This window comes from Streptomyces sp. NBC_00322, assembly GCF_036147535.1.
GTDB lineage: Bacteria > Actinomycetota > Actinomycetes > Streptomycetales > Streptomycetaceae > Streptomyces.
The window spans coordinates 3,944,950-3,962,512 of sequence record NZ_CP108019.1 but is presented as its reverse complement, the minus strand read 5'-3'; the positions used below and the strand labels follow the sequence as shown (position 1 = coordinate 3,962,512).

Annotated in this window: 10 protein-coding genes and 1 pseudogene; 3 read left to right on the top strand and 8 right to left on the bottom strand. The window is 69.9% G+C overall.

Features of this window, described 5'->3' with window-relative positions; translation table 11 throughout:
- Positions 1 to 43: 43 nt before the first annotated feature.
- Positions 44 to 1,777 (top strand): lysine--tRNA ligase, encoded by a 1,734-nt coding sequence (gene lysS, locus OG905_RS17865; RefSeq protein WP_328671796.1) that lies wholly within the window; start codon positions 44 to 46, stop codon positions 1,775 to 1,777.
- A 322-nt stretch (positions 1,778 to 2,099) separates the two neighbouring features.
- On the opposite strand, the gene OG905_RS17860 is transcribed toward lysS, so the two are convergent.
- The 3 genes from OG905_RS17860 to OG905_RS17850 form a co-directional block, all read right to left on the bottom strand.
- The gene (locus OG905_RS17860; protein WP_328671794.1) at positions 2,100 to 3,425 is read right to left on the bottom strand and encodes a DUF2637 domain-containing protein; all 1,326 of its coding nucleotides are present in this window, start codon (positions 3,423 to 3,425) and stop codon (positions 2,100 to 2,102) included.
- A gap of 141 nt (positions 3,426 to 3,566) precedes the next feature.
- Entirely contained in the window at positions 3,567 to 4,295 is a 729-nt protein-coding gene (locus OG905_RS17855) for a DUF3558 family protein (protein WP_328671793.1), read from the bottom strand.
- Positions 4,296 to 4,437: 142 nt separating this feature from the next.
- Positions 4,438 to 5,286 (bottom strand): DUF3558 domain-containing protein, encoded by an 849-nt coding sequence (locus OG905_RS17850; RefSeq protein ID WP_328671790.1) that lies wholly within the window; start codon positions 5,284 to 5,286, stop codon positions 4,438 to 4,440.
- Between the two features lie 172 nt (positions 5,287 to 5,458).
- On the opposite strand from OG905_RS17850, the gene OG905_RS17845 reads away from it, so the two are divergent.
- Complete coding sequence (locus OG905_RS17845; RefSeq protein WP_328671788.1) at positions 5,459 to 6,652, top strand: RtcB family protein; 1,194 nt, start codon at positions 5,459 to 5,461, stop codon at positions 6,650 to 6,652.
- Between the two features lie 231 nt (positions 6,653 to 6,883).
- Here OG905_RS17845 and OG905_RS17840 read toward each other — a convergent pair whose 3' ends face one another.
- The 3 genes from OG905_RS17840 to OG905_RS17830 all read right to left on the bottom strand — a co-directional run bounded on the left by OG905_RS17840 (position 6,884) and on the right by OG905_RS17830 (position 8,152).
- A complete protein-coding gene (locus OG905_RS17840; RefSeq protein WP_328671786.1) occupies positions 6,884 to 7,543 on the bottom strand; it encodes a DUF6193 family natural product biosynthesis protein in 660 nt (219 codons plus the stop codon).
- A gap of 27 nt (positions 7,544 to 7,570) precedes the next feature.
- Complete coding sequence (locus tag OG905_RS17835; protein ID WP_328671784.1) at positions 7,571 to 7,741, bottom strand: hypothetical protein; 171 nt, start codon at positions 7,739 to 7,741, stop codon at positions 7,571 to 7,573.
- 183 nt (positions 7,742 to 7,924) lie between these two features.
- Positions 7,925 to 8,152, bottom strand: coding sequence for a hypothetical protein (locus tag OG905_RS17830; protein ID WP_328682853.1), 228 nt, complete (start codon positions 8,150 to 8,152; stop codon positions 7,925 to 7,927).
- On the opposite strand from OG905_RS17830, the pseudogene OG905_RS17825 reads away from it, so the two are divergent.
- Positions 8,079 to 8,239 (top strand): annotated as a pseudogene (locus tag OG905_RS17825) (L-serine ammonia-lyase, iron-sulfur-dependent, subunit alpha); the annotation flags it as partial. The gene OG905_RS17830 and the pseudogene OG905_RS17825 overlap by 74 nt on opposite strands.
- A 99-nt stretch (positions 8,240 to 8,338) precedes the next feature.
- Here the strand turns inward: OG905_RS17825 and OG905_RS17820 are convergent.
- Positions 8,339 to 9,034: a hypothetical protein gene (locus OG905_RS17820; RefSeq protein WP_328671781.1), complete on the bottom strand. Its 696-nt coding sequence runs from the start codon at positions 9,032 to 9,034 to the stop codon at positions 8,339 to 8,341.
- 15 nt (positions 9,035 to 9,049) lie between these two features.
- Positions 9,050 to 17,203: a ricin-type beta-trefoil lectin domain protein gene (locus OG905_RS17815; RefSeq protein ID WP_328671778.1), complete on the bottom strand. Its 8,154-nt coding sequence runs from the start codon at positions 17,201 to 17,203 to the stop codon at positions 9,050 to 9,052.
- Positions 17,204 to 17,563: the final 360 nt, after the last annotated feature.

Here is a 17,563-nt window from a genome sequence, read left to right as displayed (position 1 = left end):
GACGCCTGTCGAGAACCCAAGAGAACCCCAAGCATTCAAGGACGTGCCGATCGTGGCTCAGAGCAGCACCGAGACCGACTGGGTCTCCCGTTTCGCGGACGAGGTCATCGCCGAGTCGGAGCGACGTGCGCCTGGCAAACCGGTCGTCGTCGCGTCCGGCCTCTCGCCCTCAGGCCCGATCCACCTGGGCAATCTGCGCGAGGTGATGACCCCGCACCTGGTCGCCGACGAGGTCCGGCGGCGTGGGTACGAGGTCCGGCACCTGATCTCCTGGGACGACTACGACCGGTACCGCAAGGTTCCGGCCGGGGTGCCCGGTGTGGACGACTCGTGGGGCGAGCACATCGGCAAGCCGCTGACCTCGGTGCCCGCGCCGGAAGGCTCTCCGTACGCGAACTGGGCCGAGCACTTCAAGGCCGCGATGACCGCGTCCCTGGCCGAGCTGGGCGTCGAGTACGACGGCATCAGCCAGACCGAGCAGTACACGTCCGGTGTGTACCGCGAGCAGGTCCTGCACGCGATGAAGAACCGGGCGAAGATCGACGCGATCCTCGACCAGTACCGCACGAAGAAGGCGCCCGCGAAGAAGTCGCAGAAGCCCCTCGACGAGGCGGAGCTGGAGGCGGCGGAGGGATCCGGCGCGGCCGCGGAGGACGACGGCAGCAGTGGCGCCGCGGGCTACTTCCCGTACAAGCCCTACTGCGGGCAGTGCCAGAAGGACCTCACGACCGTCACCTCGTACAACGACGAGACCACCGAGCTGACCTACGTCTGCACGGCGTGCGGCTTCGGCGAGACGGTGCGGCTGAGCGAGTTCAACCGCGGCAAGCTGGTCTGGAAGGTCGACTGGCCCATGCGCTGGGCGTACGAAGGCGTGATCTTCGAGCCGAGCGGTGTCGACCACTCCTCGCCCGGGTCGTCGTTCGTCGTCGGCGGGCAGATCGTGCGCGACATCTTCGACGGAGTGCAGCCGATCGGTCCCATGTACGCGTTCGTGGGGATCTCCGGGATGGCGAAGATGTCGTCCTCGCGCGGAGGCGTGCCGACGCCTGCGGACGCGCTGAAGATCATGGAGCCGCAGCTGCTGCGCTGGCTGTACGCGCGCCGCAAGCCGAACCAGTCCTTCAAGATCGCCTTCGACCAGGAGATCCAGCGGCTCTACGACGAGTGGGACAAGCTGGAGAGCAAGGTCGCGGACGGGACCGCGCTGGCGGCGGACGCCGCGGCGTACTCGCGCGCCGCTCGCACGGCGGCGGGAGAGCTGCCGCGGACGCCGCGGCCGCTGCCTTACCGCACGCTCGCGTCGGTCGTCGACATCACGGCCGGGCACGACGAGCAGACGATCCGCATCCTGAGCGACCTCGACCCGTCGAACCCGCTGTCCTCACTGGACGAGGCCCGGCCCCGGCTGGACCGCGCAGAGAACTGGATCACGTCGCAGGTCCCGGCGGAGGCGCGCACGGTCGTGCGCTCCGAGCCCGATACGGAGCTGCTGTCGTCGCTCGACGAGCAGGGCCGCGAGTCGCTGCGGCTGCTCATGGAAGGCCTGGACACGCACTGGTCCCTGGACGGCCTGACGACGCTCGTCTACGGCGTACCGAAGGTGATGGCGGGCCTGGAGCCGGACGCGAAGCCGACGCCGGAGCTGAAGGTGGCGCAGCGGACGTTCTTCGCGCTGCTGTACCACCTGCTGGTGGGCAAGGACACGGGGCCGAGGCTGCCGACGCTGTTGCTGGCGGTGGGGGCGGAGCGGGTGCGGAAGCTGCTGGGGGCGTAGGGGGACGTAGGGGGCGCCTGCGGCGGGCCTGTTCCCCACCCCGCCCCTTCCCGGAACCGGGGCTCGCCCCTGGACCCCTTGCGGGGGCTCCGCCCCCGGACCCCCGCGCCTCAGACGCCGGCGGGGCTGAATTTCGTGCCCGGGACCGCGCCTCAAGCGCCGGCGGGGCTGGATGTGCGGCTCGGCCGCACATTTCAGCCCGTCCGGCGTTTGAGGACACGCCCGAAGGGCGTATGGGGGTCTGGGGGCGGAGCCCCCGGTTAACGGGGTCTGGGGCCGAGCCCCGGTTCCGGGAAGGGGCGGGGTGGGGGAAACTCCCCGCTCAAGCGATGTGCTCCGCCTCAAGCTCCGCCTGGAACCGGTTCTTGAACTCCGGCATCAGCCGCCGCAGCAGCGCCGCGCTCCGCGGGTGCCGCACCCCGTGGCCGTCCGTCAGGTGTATGTCCAGCTGCTCCGCACTCGGGAACGCGCCGTGCTGGTTCACGTACGCCTGGAAGACCGGATAGGCCAGCTCCCTGAACTCCTCCGTGTCGGCGGGCGGCTCCGGGAACTCCTCCTGGACGGGCTCCGGCGCGGGGGCCTCGACGCGCTGGCCGGGGACCATGCCGCCGAGGGGGCGGGTGCGGCCCGGGCCCGCGGGGACGCGGACGGCGGTGGGCTCCAGGCCCTCCACGTACGTCGGGTCGAAGGCCTTCTCGTACGCCTCCTGGTACGCCTCCTGCGGGACCTGCGGCGCGGCGAACCACGGGCTCTCGTGGTTGGCGGGGCCCTGCTCGTACGGCTGCTCCTGCTGCTCCTGCTCGTACGGCTGCTCGTACGGCTGCTCGTACTGCTCGGGCCCGTACTGTTCAGGCTCGTACTGCTCGCGCTCGGGCTCCTGTGCCCACTCCTGGCCCCGCGGCAGCTCCGGCTGCGGTTGCTGCTGTTGCGACTGCCGCGGCGCCGGCGGAATCAGCGCGGGCTCAACGCCCGCCGCGGCCAGCCCCGCCGGAGCCGTCTCGGCAAGCGGCACGCCGTACTTCGCCAGGCGCAGCGGCATGAGCGACTCGACAGGCGCCTTGCGTTTCCAGCTCCGCCCGAAGCGGGCCTGCAGGCGCGCCTGGTAGATCAGCCGGTCCTGCTCCAGCTTGATGACCTGCTCGTAACTGCGCAGCTCCCACAGCTTCATCCGGCGCCACAGCATGAACGTGGGGATCGGGGACAGCAGCCAGCGGGTGAGGCGGACGCCCTCCATGTGCTTGTCGGCCGTGATGTCCGCGATCCGGCCCACCGCGTGCCGGGCTGCCTCGACCGAGACGACGAACAGCACCGGGATGACCGCGTGCATGCCGACGCCGAGCGGATCCGGCCACGAGGCCGCGCCGTTGAAGGCGATCGTCGCGACGGTCAGCAGCCAGGCCGTCTGGCGCAGCAGCGGGAAGGGGATGCGCAGCCAGGTCAGCAGCAGGTCGAGGGCGAGCAGAACACAGATGCCCGCGTCGATTCCGATGGGGAAGACGAGGGAGAAGCGGCCGAAGCCCTTGCTCTCGGCGAGCTCGCGCACGGCGGCGTACGAGCCCGCGAATCCGATCGCGGCGATGATGACCGCGCCCGTGACGACGAGCCCGATGAGTATGCGGTGCGTGCGTGTCAGCTGCATCGCGGCCACCCGCGATCCCCTCCCGTATTCGATTCCAGCGGGCACAGCCTGGCACATGCTTACGGAGCCCGCCCCTCCGGGCGACCCTCGTCGGGTGCTACCGGGGGTACGTCGGGGTGGCCGGATCCGTCAACAGGCTCTGGCCGGAACCTACTTGTTGGCGGTGCCCACCGAGGCCACGGCCTCCTTGGCCGCCGCCACAGCGCCTTCCGTCAGGTCGGAGGCGGACGGGGACTTGGCGCCCGCGTAGCCCGTGCCGTTGTAGGTGAGCGTGATCACGACGTTGTCGACACGGGTCACGATCGTGGCGTAGGTGAAGTCCTCGCCGGTCTTGGTCAGTTCGTAGCCAATGGCCGTGGCCGCCTCGCCGACGCCGCTCGCGGGCGAGGTCCGGACCTTCTTCGCGCCCTCGGTCGCCTGTGTGTTCGCGACTTCCTTGGCGTAGTTGTCCTCGGCGCGCTTCTTGCCGCTGACGCCGAGCGACTGCTCGGACTCGTAGCGGAGGAAGGAGACGTCGAGCCAGCGGTACTGGGAGCCCTTGACGCCGTTGTCGTCCAGGCCGTTCCAGGAGCAGCTGCCGCGGCTGGTGGTGTCCGAGGACTTTCCGGCCGTGCCCGCCTTGGTCTTCGTCTTCGGGACCAGCTTCGCGATCGTCTTCGCGGAGATCGACTTGCACGGCTCGGGGAGCTTGGCGTACTTCGCCGGGTCGACGGCCGCGGGCTTCTGCCCGCCCTGCGAGGTGGCGGAGGAGGACGAGTCCGAGCCCGAGTCCTTCTTGCTGTCGGAGTCCGAGAACGACGAGCAACCGGCGACGACGAGCATCACCGGGACGGCGGCACAGGCGAGAATGCGGGTGAGTCGCGGGGCTGAACGGTGCATGGTTCCTTCAGTCGATGTCGGTCGATGTCGGTCGACAGTCTGCGGTCGGTCCGGTCGGCCAGGCCACGGTACGCGGACCCGGCCCTTCCGTGGGACTGTCTCCCGATACGTACGCCACATCGCAACCCGTCCGCACAGCGGGTCAGCCGCTGAACTCCTCGGCGAGCTTGCGGGCCAGACTCCGGGCCTTGTCCTGCAGTTCCTTGCTGTCCGGGACCTCTGTCGTACGGGCGGCCTGCTCGCCGTAGACGATGGTCACGATCACGTTCGATGTGCGGAAGACCACGCTGACGGTGCGGCGCTGGGCGGTGGATCCGGCCCCGGCTCCGGTGAGGACGTCATCGAGGAAGGCGGCGTCGCCGAGGTCGTCGAGGACACGGGGCTGCAGGCCGTCGGCGGTGCCGGTGGGGGTGCCGCTGGGGGTTCCGCCCGGGGTTCCCGAGGGCGTGCCGGCCGGAGTGCCCGTCGCGGGCTTCGAGGTCGAGGGGGTGGGGGGCGGGGACACCAGGCTCTGCTTGCCGTCGGCGTCGGTGGCGGCGCTGTTCGCGGGGATCGGCAGGTTGGCCGCGTCCTGCTTCGTGGCGAAGACCTCTTGCGCCCGGTCGTCGTCGCTCACCGCCCCGTCGTACGAGACGACCCGTTCGAAGTCGACGCTGAGGTGGTGGGAGGCGTCCGGGGAGTCGGCCTTCCAGCTGCAGCCGACCCGGCGGTCCGTGTCGTAGGTGACGGCGGACGTGCCGCGGAAGATCTTCTGCCGCTGCTCCTCGGGCAGCTCGGCGGCGCCGGGCAGCAGGTCCTTGAGCGTGGAGCCCGGGACGGAGCCGCAGGGCTCACGCAGGGTGCGGTATCTGCCGGGCTGCGCGACGGAGGACGTGGTTTTCCCGGCCTTGGAGTCGATGGCGGAGCCGTCGGTGCCGCTGTCGGCGGTGCAGCCGGCGAGGAGCGCCACGAGGAGCACCGCGAGGCCGGGTACGTACGCCTTTCGTTGCACGGTCCCAGGCTCCCTTCGAGAGGAAAAACGGTTGCCGCGCGAGAGCGGCCGATGAACACAATGTCTATCGCACGCACGGCCGTGGATGCCGGTCCGTTGAGTCATATGCGGGCTTGGGCTCCGGCTTTTGCGCTTTAGACTTTTCATGGTGTTTCGGGGGAATTGAGGAAGTATGTCGTACGTAGAGGTGCCGGGTGCGAAGGTCCCCATCCGGATGTGGGCGGACCCTTCGACGGTCGAGAGCGGCGCGATGCAGCAGCTCCGGAACGTCGCGACGCTGCCCTGGATCAAGGGCCTCGCGGTGATGCCGGACGTCCACTACGGCAAGGGCGCGACGGTCGGCTCGGTGATCGCGATGCACGGAGCGGTCTGCCCGGCGGCGGTGGGTGTCGACATCGGCTGCGGTATGTCGGCCGTGAAGACCTCGCTGACCGCGAACGACCTGCCCGGAGATCTTTCCCGGCTGCGCTCCAAGATCGAGCAGGCGATCCCGGTCGGCCGGGGGATGCACGACGACCCGGTCGACCCGGGACAGCTGCACGGCTTCCCAGCGGCGGGGTGGGACAACTTCTGGGCGCGGTTCGACGGGGTGGCCGACGCGGTCAAGTTCCGTCAGGAGCGTGCGACGAAGCAGATGGGAACGCTCGGTTCCGGAAACCACTTCGTCGAGTTCTGCCTGGACGAGTCCGGCGCGGTCTGGCTGATGCTGCACTCCGGATCCCGGAACATCGGCAAGGAGCTCGCGGACTTCCACATCGGCGAGGCCCAGAAGCTGCCGCACAACCAGGGCCTGATCGACCGCGACCTGGCGGTGTTCATCGCGGACACCCCGCAGATGGCCGCGTACCGGAACGACCTCTTCTGGGCGCAGGAGTACGCGAAGTACAACCGCGCGATCATGATGTCGCTCTTCCAGGACGTGGTCCGCAAGGAGTTCAAGAAGGCGAAGGTGACCTTCGAGCCGGTGATCTCCTGCCATCACAACTACGTGGCGGAGGAGCGGTACGAGGGTATGGACCTGCTGGTCACGCGTAAGGGCGCGATCCGGGCGGGCAGCGGCGACTTCGGGATCATCCCGGGCTCGATGGGCACGGGCTCGTACATCGTGAGGGGTCTCGGAAACCCGGCGTCCTTCAACTCGGCTTCGCACGGGGCGGGTCGGAAGATGAGCCGGAACGCGGCGAAGCGGCGCTTTTCGACGAAGGACCTGGAGGAGCAGACGCGGGGTGTGGAGTGTCGTAAGGACTCCGGCGTCGTGGATGAGATTCCGGGTGCGTACAAGCCGATCGAGAAGGTGATGGAGCAGCAGCGGGACCTGGTGCAGGTGGTCGCGAAGCTCAAGCAGGTCATCTGCGTCAAGGGCTGAGGCGCAGCACTCCACCTGCGGTGCGCACCGCCTGGCGTACCGTCAGAAAGGCTGCCCGCGGTGAGCAGCAGCCCGGCGAGAACCAGGATGAAGGAGTCCAGGACTCACTGGGCGTCTTCACCGAAGTCGGCAGCCCAGTCATCGAGTGCTGACGACCCCGCTCTGCTGAGCATGCCGAAGGGGCGGTGACCAGTTTCCCGGTCACCGCCCCTTCGTGTTGTCTGGGCCCCGCTACGCCGGGTGGTCGGCCAGCCAGCGGAGGTAGGCGTCGACCATCTGGTCGGCGTCCCCCTCGGCCAGCACCGGGCCCGTGTACTGGAGTACGAAACCCTCGCTGCCGCGGCACAGGAACGGGACGTCGTAGCTCGTGAAGCGCGAGCTGCGCAGCATCCGGAACATGCCGTGGCTGAAGATCGGGAACATCGCGGCCAGTTCGGGGCGGGCGTACGCCGCCTCGACGACCTCGCTCCAGTTCTCGGAGGCCTCCTGGCGCACCAGGCGCCAGGCGACCTCGACCTCGTTGCCCTCCTCGTAGGCCAGCAGCAACTCGTCCACTGCGACGAACGGCCACCGCGCGGCCAGTTCCCGAGGACCGAGCCCCGCCAGCCAGCCCTCCGCCGCCAGAGCGGCCCCGGCCAGGTCGGGGGTCCTCGCCCTGGCGTAGGTGGTGCCCGCCCTGGTGAAGGTGAGCCCGAAGCCGCGTTCCCGGACCGCAACACCGACCGCAACCTTGCGGTCGCCCCGCACGGCAACCGCCCTCACCGGACCCGCGGACGAGTCCTGGTCGGCGAACTCGGGGCCCGCCCCGGCGCCGGCCGCGCCGAGCGCAGCACCGAGGCTTGCACCGCCTGCCAGTTCCGGGTACATCACCGGGTCGTAGCTGTACGTCACGACGATCTCCTCCCGTCCGGCACTGGTCTACTGTCCCGCACTGGAGCGCAGGGCCCCCCAGTCGGGCTCGGGCATGTCGGCCTTGGCGATCGGCTTCCCATTGAAGAACCAGGAGATCTCGGACCATTTCAGATAGCCCACGTGGGAGTGGTGGCCGACCCGCGGCATCTCCCACTGAGTTCCGGGCCTCGTTCCCATCCCTGCGCGACGCCCCGGATGTATGCCTCAGCGAAGATCTCTGCCGACGCCTCGAACCCCACCTGGCCGCCGTGCAGCACTCCGGGGAGGTCGACGGCGATGTTGATCCGGTCGTCGTTCAGGGCGGAGTTGACCTCTTCGGCCCACTGGGGCCCGTGTTTCCTTGGACGTTGTGGCTGAGCGTCATCCCGCCACGCCCTCGTCTTCCATCGAGGGATGGAAGGCACCCGCCGCATCGCAGTCCATGGCCGTGCAGTCATGGCGGACGGCACATGTGACGATGCCGGCTGCCTCACCCAGTGCGAGCACAAAGGCGGGAGCGAGGATGGGCGTCCCGGTCAGGGCCGTCACGGCGGCGAGGATGGCGACGTGCGGCGACGGCAGCCACCAGGTCTCCCTGGACAAGGTCATCAAGACCATGAAGGAGACCGGCGCGGACATGCCAGGTACAAGGAGACCGCCGGCGGCGGCCTCGCGTTGAACGTCACCGAGTACTGACGACCCCGCTCTGCTGAGGATGCGAAGGGGCGGTTACCGGAGATCCGGTCACCGCCCCTCCGGCATGCTCAGCTCTACGAGGCCTCGCCGCGGGTGCCGTCAGCGCAGCCGGCGGGCGGCGAGTGCCCGGGCTGCGTCGTGCGCCTCGGCCGGGAGGTCCACCAGGTAGTGGATGACCACGCAGTCCTTGCACTTCTTGTACGGGCCGAGGGTGACCCGGTCCCGCCACGAGTCCCGCATCCGCCCGATGGTGACGAGCGCGGAGTCCACGACCACGGGGTCATACCTCTCGGCCGGGACGCCGAGGGCGGCCATCAGGTCGCCCAGCGGCAGGATCCCGTCGGCCACGGCGGGGATCCGCTCCGCCACCGCCTCCCAGGCCTCGCTGTCGGTCGAGGCGAACAGGGTGCGCAGCCGTGCGCGCCGTACGCCCGGCCGCTCCTCGGCGGTGTCCAGCTCACCCGGCTGGAGCGTGGTCTGCCGGCCGTCGGACCAGACGAACCGGTACTGGTCCGCTCCGGGGATCCAGGCGACCTCGCCCCCGGCGAACGGCGCATGGCCCTCCGGCACTGTCCCGGCGGTGCCCCACCGGGTCAGTACCGACGCCCAGTCCGGCCCGGTGGCCGAGCGCACCAGGCACTGCTGGTGCGCGGCCCCGGTCCAGCCGCCGGCGTCGATGCGCCGACTGGCCTCGTCGTCCCCCAGACAGTAGGCGGGCAGCTGGCAGTCCTGAGCTTCCAGCCCGATGATCCGGTCGCCGCAGAAGCAGCAGCGCGGAAGCTCATCCGGGTGCATCGCTCGCACTCCTCCTCAGCCCCTGGGACGGCCGACGAAGTATCCGAGGCTGTTCACGAAGGACACCCCCGGATTCTCGATCACCCCGCCGCCGTCGTAGTAGAGCAGGTTACCGCTCCAGTCGATCACGGATTCGAGGTACTTGGCGTGGTTGATGTCGCCCTCCACCTCACGCGCGTCCGCCGCCCACGAGGGGTGTACGTGCGAGACGATCACCTCGTTCCGCTTCAGCCGGAACACGGTGGCGGTCGGGGATGTGCCCAGGATCGCGGACAGCTTGCCCGTCTTCATGTTCTGGACGACGCCGATCTCCATGTAGAGCGCCTGCGAGGCGTCGGCGAGCGACTGGACGGGCACACCGCTGCCTATTCCGATCCGGCCCTTGGGTCCCTTTCGGTCCAGGGCCGTCGCGATCCGGCGCGCGGAGCCGCTGAGTTGCTTGGTGTCGGTGATCTCCCGCGAGGCGGGATCCGCCCGCACCGAGCGCGTCTGCGTGGTTCCGGTGGACGGTGCGTCCGGGGCCGCCGAGGAGGCCGAGGAGGATTCCGCCGCGTCCTGGCTGGAGGACTTCTTCGGAGCCGCCGCGTTGCCGCCGGCCGCGTCCTTCGAGGCCTCCTTCGCCGCACCCGCCTCGGTGGCCGCGCCCTTGGGGCCTGCGGGCCCGGCCTCGGCCGAGGCCTTTCCGCCGGCTGCCCCCTTCGTCCCTGCCGATGAGTCCTCGCGGGCCGTTTCCGACAGTCCTTCGCCGCCGGGGCCCGGGCCGCAGTCGCCCAGCATCGCGCCGCAGGTGGCGGCGAAGGCCATGCCTGCGCCCTCGATGCAGGCCGGGCCGAGTAGTCCGCCGGACTCAGCGGTGCAGGCCGTGGCCGCGACCACGACCACCACGACGACGAGCACCACCACGATGACCGGTGCGACCTTCTCGATGAAGTCGCCGGCGCAGTCCCAGAATCCGTCGCAGTCGTCATCGTCGCCGCCGCCCCCGGAGGAGGTGGTGGTGGTCGTCGTGACGGTGGTGGTCGTGGTGGTCGTGGTGTCCTGCGGACCGCAGTCGATCACGCACTTGTTCATGGTCGGGTCGTTGTACCAGTCGTCCAGGCCGCTGGGGTCGCTGGAGCTGGCCGGGTTGTCGGCCGCGTACGTGTACCCGCCCATCTGGTTGGGATCGCCGGCCTGGAAGACCGGGTCCGCGCTGAGGAACCGTCCCGTCACGGCGTCGTAGTCGCGCGCGCCCAGCAGGTTCAACCCGGCTGCGGCGTCGAGCGGTTGCCCAACAAACCCGCGGTTCTCGTCCGGTGACACCCACGATCCAGGCTTGGGTCCGCGCGCGTTGCCGTACGGGTCGAAGTACCGCCGCGTGGCGATCAGGCTGACCGCGTCGACCGAGGTCGTGGTGGTGCCGTGCATGGCCGGGAGCTGGTAGCTGACGGCGCCCGCGCTGGTGCGCGTGACGACGGTGCCGTCGGGTCCCTGGTAGTGGCGCAGACCCGTCCAGGTCTTCGCGGCCACGTTCAGCGTGATCTGCTCGGCGCCGCCGAACACGTACAGCACCCGGGTCTTGTCCGTGCCGCCCACCGCTGCGGTGCGCAGGAGCAGCCCGCCGTCGGCGTCGTACAGGTACTTGCTGGTGCCGCTGGTGGTGCCATTCCCGGTGGTGACGGTGGCCGTGCGGCCCTCGCTGTCGTACGTGAGGGTCTGGGTTTGGCCCGCCGGGACTGCGCCCGTCTCGGCCGTGTCCCACGCTTGGCCGGCGCTGCCGCAGGCGGCCAGCGTCAGCTGGGTGCCCTTGGTGGCGCTGGCGCCCGGGTCGGTCAGGCACATGGCGCTGTTTGCAGCGTTGACCAGTGCGCCGGTGGTGGTGGCCTTCCACTTCTGGGTGGCGTCGGCACTGCACGTGTCGATCACCACGAGGGCGCCGGCCGTGGTGCCGTTGGAGACGGTGTCCAGGCACATGCCGAGCACCTTGACGGTGCCGTCCGTGCCGATGGTCCACTTCTGCGCGGTGCTGGTGCCCGTGCAGGTGTTGACCTGGACCTTGGTGCCCGGAGCGGTGGCGCCGCCGGTGTCATCCACGCACAGCTTGCCGCCGCCGGCCAGGGTGAAGCCGGTGGACAGCGGGCCGGTGGTGCTCACCTTGCGGGTGATGGTGTTGCCGCTGTTCTTGTTGGCGTACGCCGGGTCGGTGTACGTGTTCGTCCAGGTCGCCGAGCCGTCGCCTGGGTGGCTGCTGACCGTGCTGCCCGCCTGGTTGGGCTGGGCGGCCGCGACCGTGCCGTTGCTGCCCGTATAGGCGATGGACTGGGTGGTGTTCGCGAGCGCGTTGCCACCCGCGTCGTGGTTCACCATGCCGGTGCGATCACCGAGCAAGTCGTAGGTGTACGTCTGCCAGTACGCAGCCGGGCCGCCGACCGTGGTGGTCTTGATCTGCCCGGTGCTGGTGGTCTGCACCCGGCCGCTGGTGCAGCCGCCGACCGCGCCCACCGGCGCCGCCGAGGGCGAGGTGATGCCTGCGGTGTCCGTCCAGGCCTGGGTGAGGCGCTGGAAGGAGTCGTAGGTGAAGCACTGGGTGTCGTGGGTGGTGTTGTTCTGCAGGTCGTCGATCGCGGTGACTTCGCCGACCTGGTTGTAGCGGTAGTTGACCACGTCCAGCGCGGTGGCCGATGTTTGCACCATGCTGCTGGTCTGCGTCAGCCGCCCGGTGGTCACGTCGTACTGGCCGAAGGTGGCCGTCTGCTTGCCGCTGGGGCCGTAGTTCGCCTGCTGGACCCGTCCGAAGACGTCGTGGACGGTGGCGGACAGGTAGGCCGGGGTGTTGGCCGCGTTGATGTAGCCGCCGAAGGTGTCCAGCGTGCCCTGCTGGGTGTAGCCGTAGTCCACGTCCTCGGCCGGCAGATTGCCGTCGGCCTGGTAGTGAGTGGTGGACAGCAGGCCGACGGTGGGCGTGTGGTCCGCGGTCATCGTGTACGTGACGGTGCCGCTGGCGGGCGCAGTGCTCTGGCCCGCTGCAGCGAAGCCGTCCGTGGCGGGGATGGTCAGGGTGCTGCCGTTGGCCTGGTAGGCCGTGTTGTAGCCGCTGACGGCCTTGGTGTAGGTCTTGCCCGTCGCGCCGCCGACATAGCGGGTGGACGAGGTGGGGTATCCCTTGGCGAGGGTGTCGTACAGCCAGCTCGCCTGGAGTTTGGCCGGGTCCGGGGTGGTCTGCCAGGGGCCGGTGTACTCGCCGGTGCGGCGGTTGTTCCAGTCGTAGGTGAAGGAGAGCACCTGGCCGCGGGGGTCCGTGGTCTGGAGCAGGTTCCCCGCGACGTCGTACTTGTCGAAGCTCGTGCTACCGGAGTTGGGGTCGGACTGGGTGAGCTTCTGGCCAAGCAGGTTGTATGTGTATGACCAGGTGTTGCCCGCGTTGTCCTTGACCGTGGCGACCTGGCCGGCCGGGTCGAAGGTGTAGTCGGTGGTGGCGTCGGCCGCCGGCACCGCGCCCGCGGTGCCCTGCTTCCAGAGCACGGTGGAGCCGTCGCCGGCGACCACGACCGCGGTGGAGTCGGCCTGCACCCGGAAGGTGGAGCCGGTGGTGGCGGCCAGTCCGCTGGTCCACTTCACGGCGCCGGCCGTGGTGAGCACGGAGAGGTTGCCGTCGGTGCCGAACCTGGCGAACGCGGCCGGGTTTCCGGCGGTGCCGCTGGACCAGATGGTCTTGCCAGTGGCCAGCGCGCTCAACACCAGGTTGCCGTCCGCCTGCATGGTCAGGCGCACGCTGTTGGAGGCGAGCGAGGTGCCGGAGGGAATCACGTCCCCGCCGTGCAGGATCACGGTGGCGTCGGTGTTCTTGGCCACTGTGCGCACGGTCTGGCCGAGCGCGTTGCTGTAGCTGGTGGTCCGGCGCCCGCCGGCCGGGGGTGTGCTGTCGGTCTGGTCGGCTCCCGGGTAGGCGGTGGAGGCGTGCCACTGCTCGACGGCTTGGTGCCACAGGGTGGTGGTGAGGGCCCGGCCCTGGCCGTCGTAGGCCGTGGTGGTCTCGGCGGGGATCTGGTTCTCGTTGGCCGCAAAGAGCGTGCCGGTGGGCGCGGTGGCCGGGTCGTAGTAAGGGGAGTACGTCGTGACCGGCCAGCCGTGCGAGTCGTAGAAGGTGTCGGAGACGATCCGACCGGTGTCACTGTCGCCCTGCGGGGTGCTCTGCGTCTGGCGCGGCTGGAGCATGCCGTCGTAGATGGCGACGCCGACCGAGTATGTGCCGTCCTCGCGCAGGGTTTTGGTCGTCACCGAGGTCGGCGCGCCGGGCTGGGTGACGGTGTCGCCGGGGGCCGCGACGGCGCCCGGGTTGACGGAGTAGCTGAAGGTGCGGTCGGCACTCTGGCCGGCTCCCTTGTCACGGCCGGGCAGCCACACCGCGGTGCGGCGGCCGAGCGCGTCGTACGTGATCTCGGTCTTGCGGCCGTTCGCGTCGACGTGCTGCGTCTCCAGCCCGCGCAGCGGGGAGTGCGTGGAGGTGACCGTCCAGCTCTTGCTGTTGGTGGTCTTGACCGTGGTGGGGTTGGTGTTGTTGCCGCCGGAGTTCCACACCGGGGTGAAGTCGGTGTGGGTGTTCTGGCCGGTGGCGTCCAGGGCGTCGGTGACCCGGCCGATGCCGTCGTACTTCATCGCGGCCGAGGTCTGCCAGTTCTCGGTGGTGCCGGTGAAACCGGTGGCGATCTGCACGCCGGTGGCCGCCGCGTCGGCCGAGAGCTGGCCGAAGGTGCCGAGGCCGGTGAGCGTGCCGTCGCCCTTGTAGTAGATCTTCTTGTCGGACAGCAGGGTCGAGGCGCTCACGGCCGTGCCGCAGGGCCCGTGGACCTGGGTGATCCGGTCCGGGAACGAGATCATCGCCGGGTTGGTGGCCGGGGCGCTCGCGTACTGGGTGGTGCTGCACCTCTCCTGGCTCGCGTCACTCACGTCACCGTGCGCGTCGACCGTGGAGACCCGGCCCTGGGCGTCGTACGTCGTGTCGGTGCGGGTGTGCCGCCAGGTGCCGTCGGCGAGCTTCGCGTAGCCGTGGCTCTGGGTGCTCTGCATCCGCTGGGCGACCAGCGGGGGCAGGGTGTTCAGGGCCGGCTTGGTCTCGCCCGGGTGGTCGGTCTGCTCCCAGCCGCTCCATGCGGTCTGGGGCACCGTCGCGGTGTCGGTCGAGGTAATGGGGCCGCTGACGCTCGTGGACGTGATCGTGCCGCCCGCGGCCGTGTAGACGTCCTTCTGGAGCTCGGTGCCCGACAACTGGTCGGCGTCGGTGACGCTCTGTACCACCGAGCCGCCGACCTTGGCGTCCACGGTGACCGAGCGGCGGCTGCCGTCGGCCTTGTAGTCGCCGTCCATACCCTGGAGGTACGTGGACACCGTCTGCGTGACCGGCTCGGGGGCGCGGCCGGTCTGGACCGTCACGGTGCGGAAGCCGCGGAACTGGCCCCAGGTGCGGTACTGGTCGTCGCTGAAGGGCGAGTCGTCGCGGTGCCAGGCGGCGCCCGCGTAGCTGTACGTGGCCACGCGCGCGGCGGAGCCGGCCGGGGCCGCCTGTCCGTCGGGCCGGTAGGTGGAGGCGATCGTCAGGTCGGAGGTGGTGACCTGACGGACCGTGATCTTGTTGAACCAGTCCTCGATGGGCTTCGAGGCCCCCGGCACGTTCCAGTACACCGGGTAGCAGGAGTTGGTGTTGGAATCGGCCGTGGCGAAGGCCAGGGTCTTGCCCGCGCACGGGTCGAGGTTGTAGTCGACGGCGATGGACTCGCCGGTCTCCGTCTGGATCGTCGACATACGGGGGTGGTAGAGCGGCGGGGCCGACGGCATCACGTCGTTGACGCGGTTGTCGATCTCCGTGCCGGTGAACGCCACCTTGTTCAAGGTGATGTCACTGTTGCCGTTCCCGTACGTGTCCTTGCCCGTGTGCTGGATGGTCTGCAGCCACATCACGGCCTGGAGGAAGCCGGAGTGTTCGGGGTCGACGGAAGTGCCGGTGACCGGGTCGACGGAGCCGCCCGCGTCGGAGAAGACATGGCCGAGCTGGTAGGAGTCGACCGCCACCAGCTTGTCGTTGTCCGCGTCCTTGACGTGCACCTTGGTGGTGATGGAGTCCAGGCGCGTGGTGGACCAGAAGGTCGGGCCCGCGATGACGCAGACGTCCTTGGGGACCGTGGTGGACCCGTCCGGGATGGTGGTGCTGTCCGTGGAGTCGCAGTGCAGGTCCCACGGGGTGTCCGGCCAGTGCGGGGAGGTCTCGTCCTTCAGGTTGCCGGCCGAGCAGTCCGTGAAGGTGGCGTCGGTCTGGCAGCGCTGCTTGGTGGTGAAGACCACCTGCGCCGAGGGGGTGCGCTTGGCCAGCGCGTCGGCGAGCGTGTAGCCGTACGAGATCGACGCGAGGGCGCCGCCGCGGGTGTACGAGGTGAGCGTGCCGAAGTCGCCGTCGGGCGCCTGGCCGCCGCCGAGGCTGTAGTAGTTCGATTCGGTGGAGTAGTCGTACCTCTGGACCAAGCCGTTGGGTGAGACGACGAAGTCCAGGTTCCAGCGCCAGCCCTCGGGCTTGGCGCAGCGCGAGGCCTTGCCCTTGGCCGAGTCGTAGCAGGGGTCGCCGGACTGGGGGTGGAAGACTGGCACGCCCCAGGCGGAGTCGGTGCTGTCGTCGGTGGGGGTGCCGGACTGCGGGACGGCGGTGGTGCCGACGCCCGCGGGCGCGTGGTCCGAGCCGAAGTAGGCGGCCGAGCCGTCCGTGGTCAACACGCGGAAGTACGTGCCGTCCTGGAGGCCGTTGGCCGCGCCGGAGAGCTCCTGGACGGTCGTGCCGTCGTCGCCGCGCAGCTTCCACTGGCGCAGCAGGCCGGGCACGCCCGGGTCCTTGGTGTCGGGCACCAGGACGCCGGAGTGCGGTCCGAAGGAGATCTGGGCGTTTGCGCCGGTCCAGCAGTTGTCGCCGGAGCCCTTGAGAATCTTGTCGCCATTGGCGTCGCGGAGGGTGTTGCAGCCGCGGTATGTGCGCTCGACGAAACCGGGGTCGTAGTTCCAGCCGTCGCCGATCCAGGAGGACTGGGAATTGCGGGCCGAGGTCTCACCGTCCACGGCCTGGGAGTCGTACGACAGGCCCACCGAGGGCGCGTTGCCGCCGAGGCCGGCCGGGACGTCGATCGGGTACGAGTACGTGAACGAGCCGGTGCCGCTGGCCTGCCAACTGCCCGAGGGGTTCAGGGAGGTGGCCGCGTAGTCGCCCTGGGAGCCGCCGCTGCCGGAGGTCACGGCGAGGGTGGTGCCCTCGGCCGCCGATTGCGTGGACATCGCCGACATGGTGGTCCTGGCCTGCTTGCCGCCCGTGCCGGGGGCGGGGGCGGGGGCGTCGAGGGAGACGGTGGCGGTCAGCTGGTCCGCGGTGGCCCGGTTGGTGAAGGGGATCGCGGTGCGGGTCCGGCACCGGGCCAGCTGCGGCGTCGTCAGTGCGCAGTCGGGCATGCGGACGAGCTGGAGGCGGGAGCCGTAGCCGCCGCCGTACGCCTTGGCGAGGGAGCCGTAGTCGATGACCACCTGCACCTGGCCGGAGTTGGTGGCCGGGCCGGCCGGCACGACGGAGATCAGCATGCCGTTGGCGCCGGCCCGCAGGGCCTGGGCGTGGGAGCTGACCTTGACGCGGACCCCGCCGGGGGCGGCGTCGGGGGTGGCGGACGCGCCGTCGGCGCCCTTGGCGGAGCCCTTGCCGTCGGCCGGCTTGGCCGGGGTCACCGGAGCCACCCAGACGGGAAGCGGGCCCGCCTTTACGGGCGCGTGGGCGCCCTTGGAGCGCTGAGTACCGCCGGCCAGGTTCACCGTGGCGGACCCGGCCTTCGGCCAGGCGGCCCGCTGGGGCTCGTAGCGCTTCAGCGGCCGGTAGCCGGACGGGTGGCCCTGCTTCGGGCCGGGCGACAGCGTGTGGCCGCCGACTCCGGCGACCTCGGACACCTTCTTCGGCTTCCAGACCTCGCCGTGGAAGCGGTAGTGGCCGGCCTGGCCGCCCCGGCCCTCCCAGTCGTCGCCCTTGCCGAGGCCGGGCAGGCGCAGGTCGAGACCCTGGGTGAAGGCCAGGGGCAGGAGCAGCGCCAGGCCCGCCAGAAGGGCCACACCCAGGAGGCTCTTGCCGCGCCAGATCCGGAATCTCTTGCTCGCGAACCAGCGATGTCGAGCTGCCACGTGCCATCCCCCCGCCCACCGGTGGCCGGGCCACCGCAGTTCTCCGTCACACAACTGCGTGACCGGCGGAGGCTATTGATGTTCTTGAGGTTTGATCAATACGGTGACTCGTCAGCCAGTTCGAACGGAATTAGCCATCGCGAAGGGCTAGTTGCCCCTTTTATGCGGGATAAAGAACCAGCCATTCAGACAAACCGTGAGGCCTGCTTTGCCGCGCCGCCGCAACGCCGCTGCCGGTGCATGGGGGAATCGATGATTCCAACTCACATGATCTTGCGAGGACCTTGACGCATGCTTTGCCATTCTGACCCGAGTCCAAGAGGGCTGAGACGCCTGACGCTGTCTCAAAAACTCGTGATA

What these genes read in the sequence shown, in the direction of transcription:
- OG905_RS17820 (WP_328671781.1), bottom strand. Translation starts at nt 9,034, where the DNA reads ATGCACCCGGATGAGCTTCCGCGCTGCTGCTTCTGCGGCGACCGGATC.
- OG905_RS17830 (WP_328682853.1), bottom strand. Translation starts at nt 8,152, where the DNA reads ATGACCTTGTCCAGGGAGACCTGGTGGCTGCCGTCGCCGCACGTCGCC.
- OG905_RS17835 (WP_328671784.1), bottom strand. Translation starts at nt 7,741, where the DNA reads ATGGGAACGAGGCCCGGAACTCAGTGGGAGATGCCGCGGGTCGGCCAC.
- OG905_RS17845 (WP_328671788.1), top strand. Translation starts at nt 5,459, where the DNA reads ATGTCGTACGTAGAGGTGCCGGGTGCGAAGGTCCCCATCCGGATGTGG.
- OG905_RS17855 (WP_328671793.1), bottom strand. Translation starts at nt 4,295, where the DNA reads ATGCACCGTTCAGCCCCGCGACTCACCCGCATTCTCGCCTGTGCCGCC.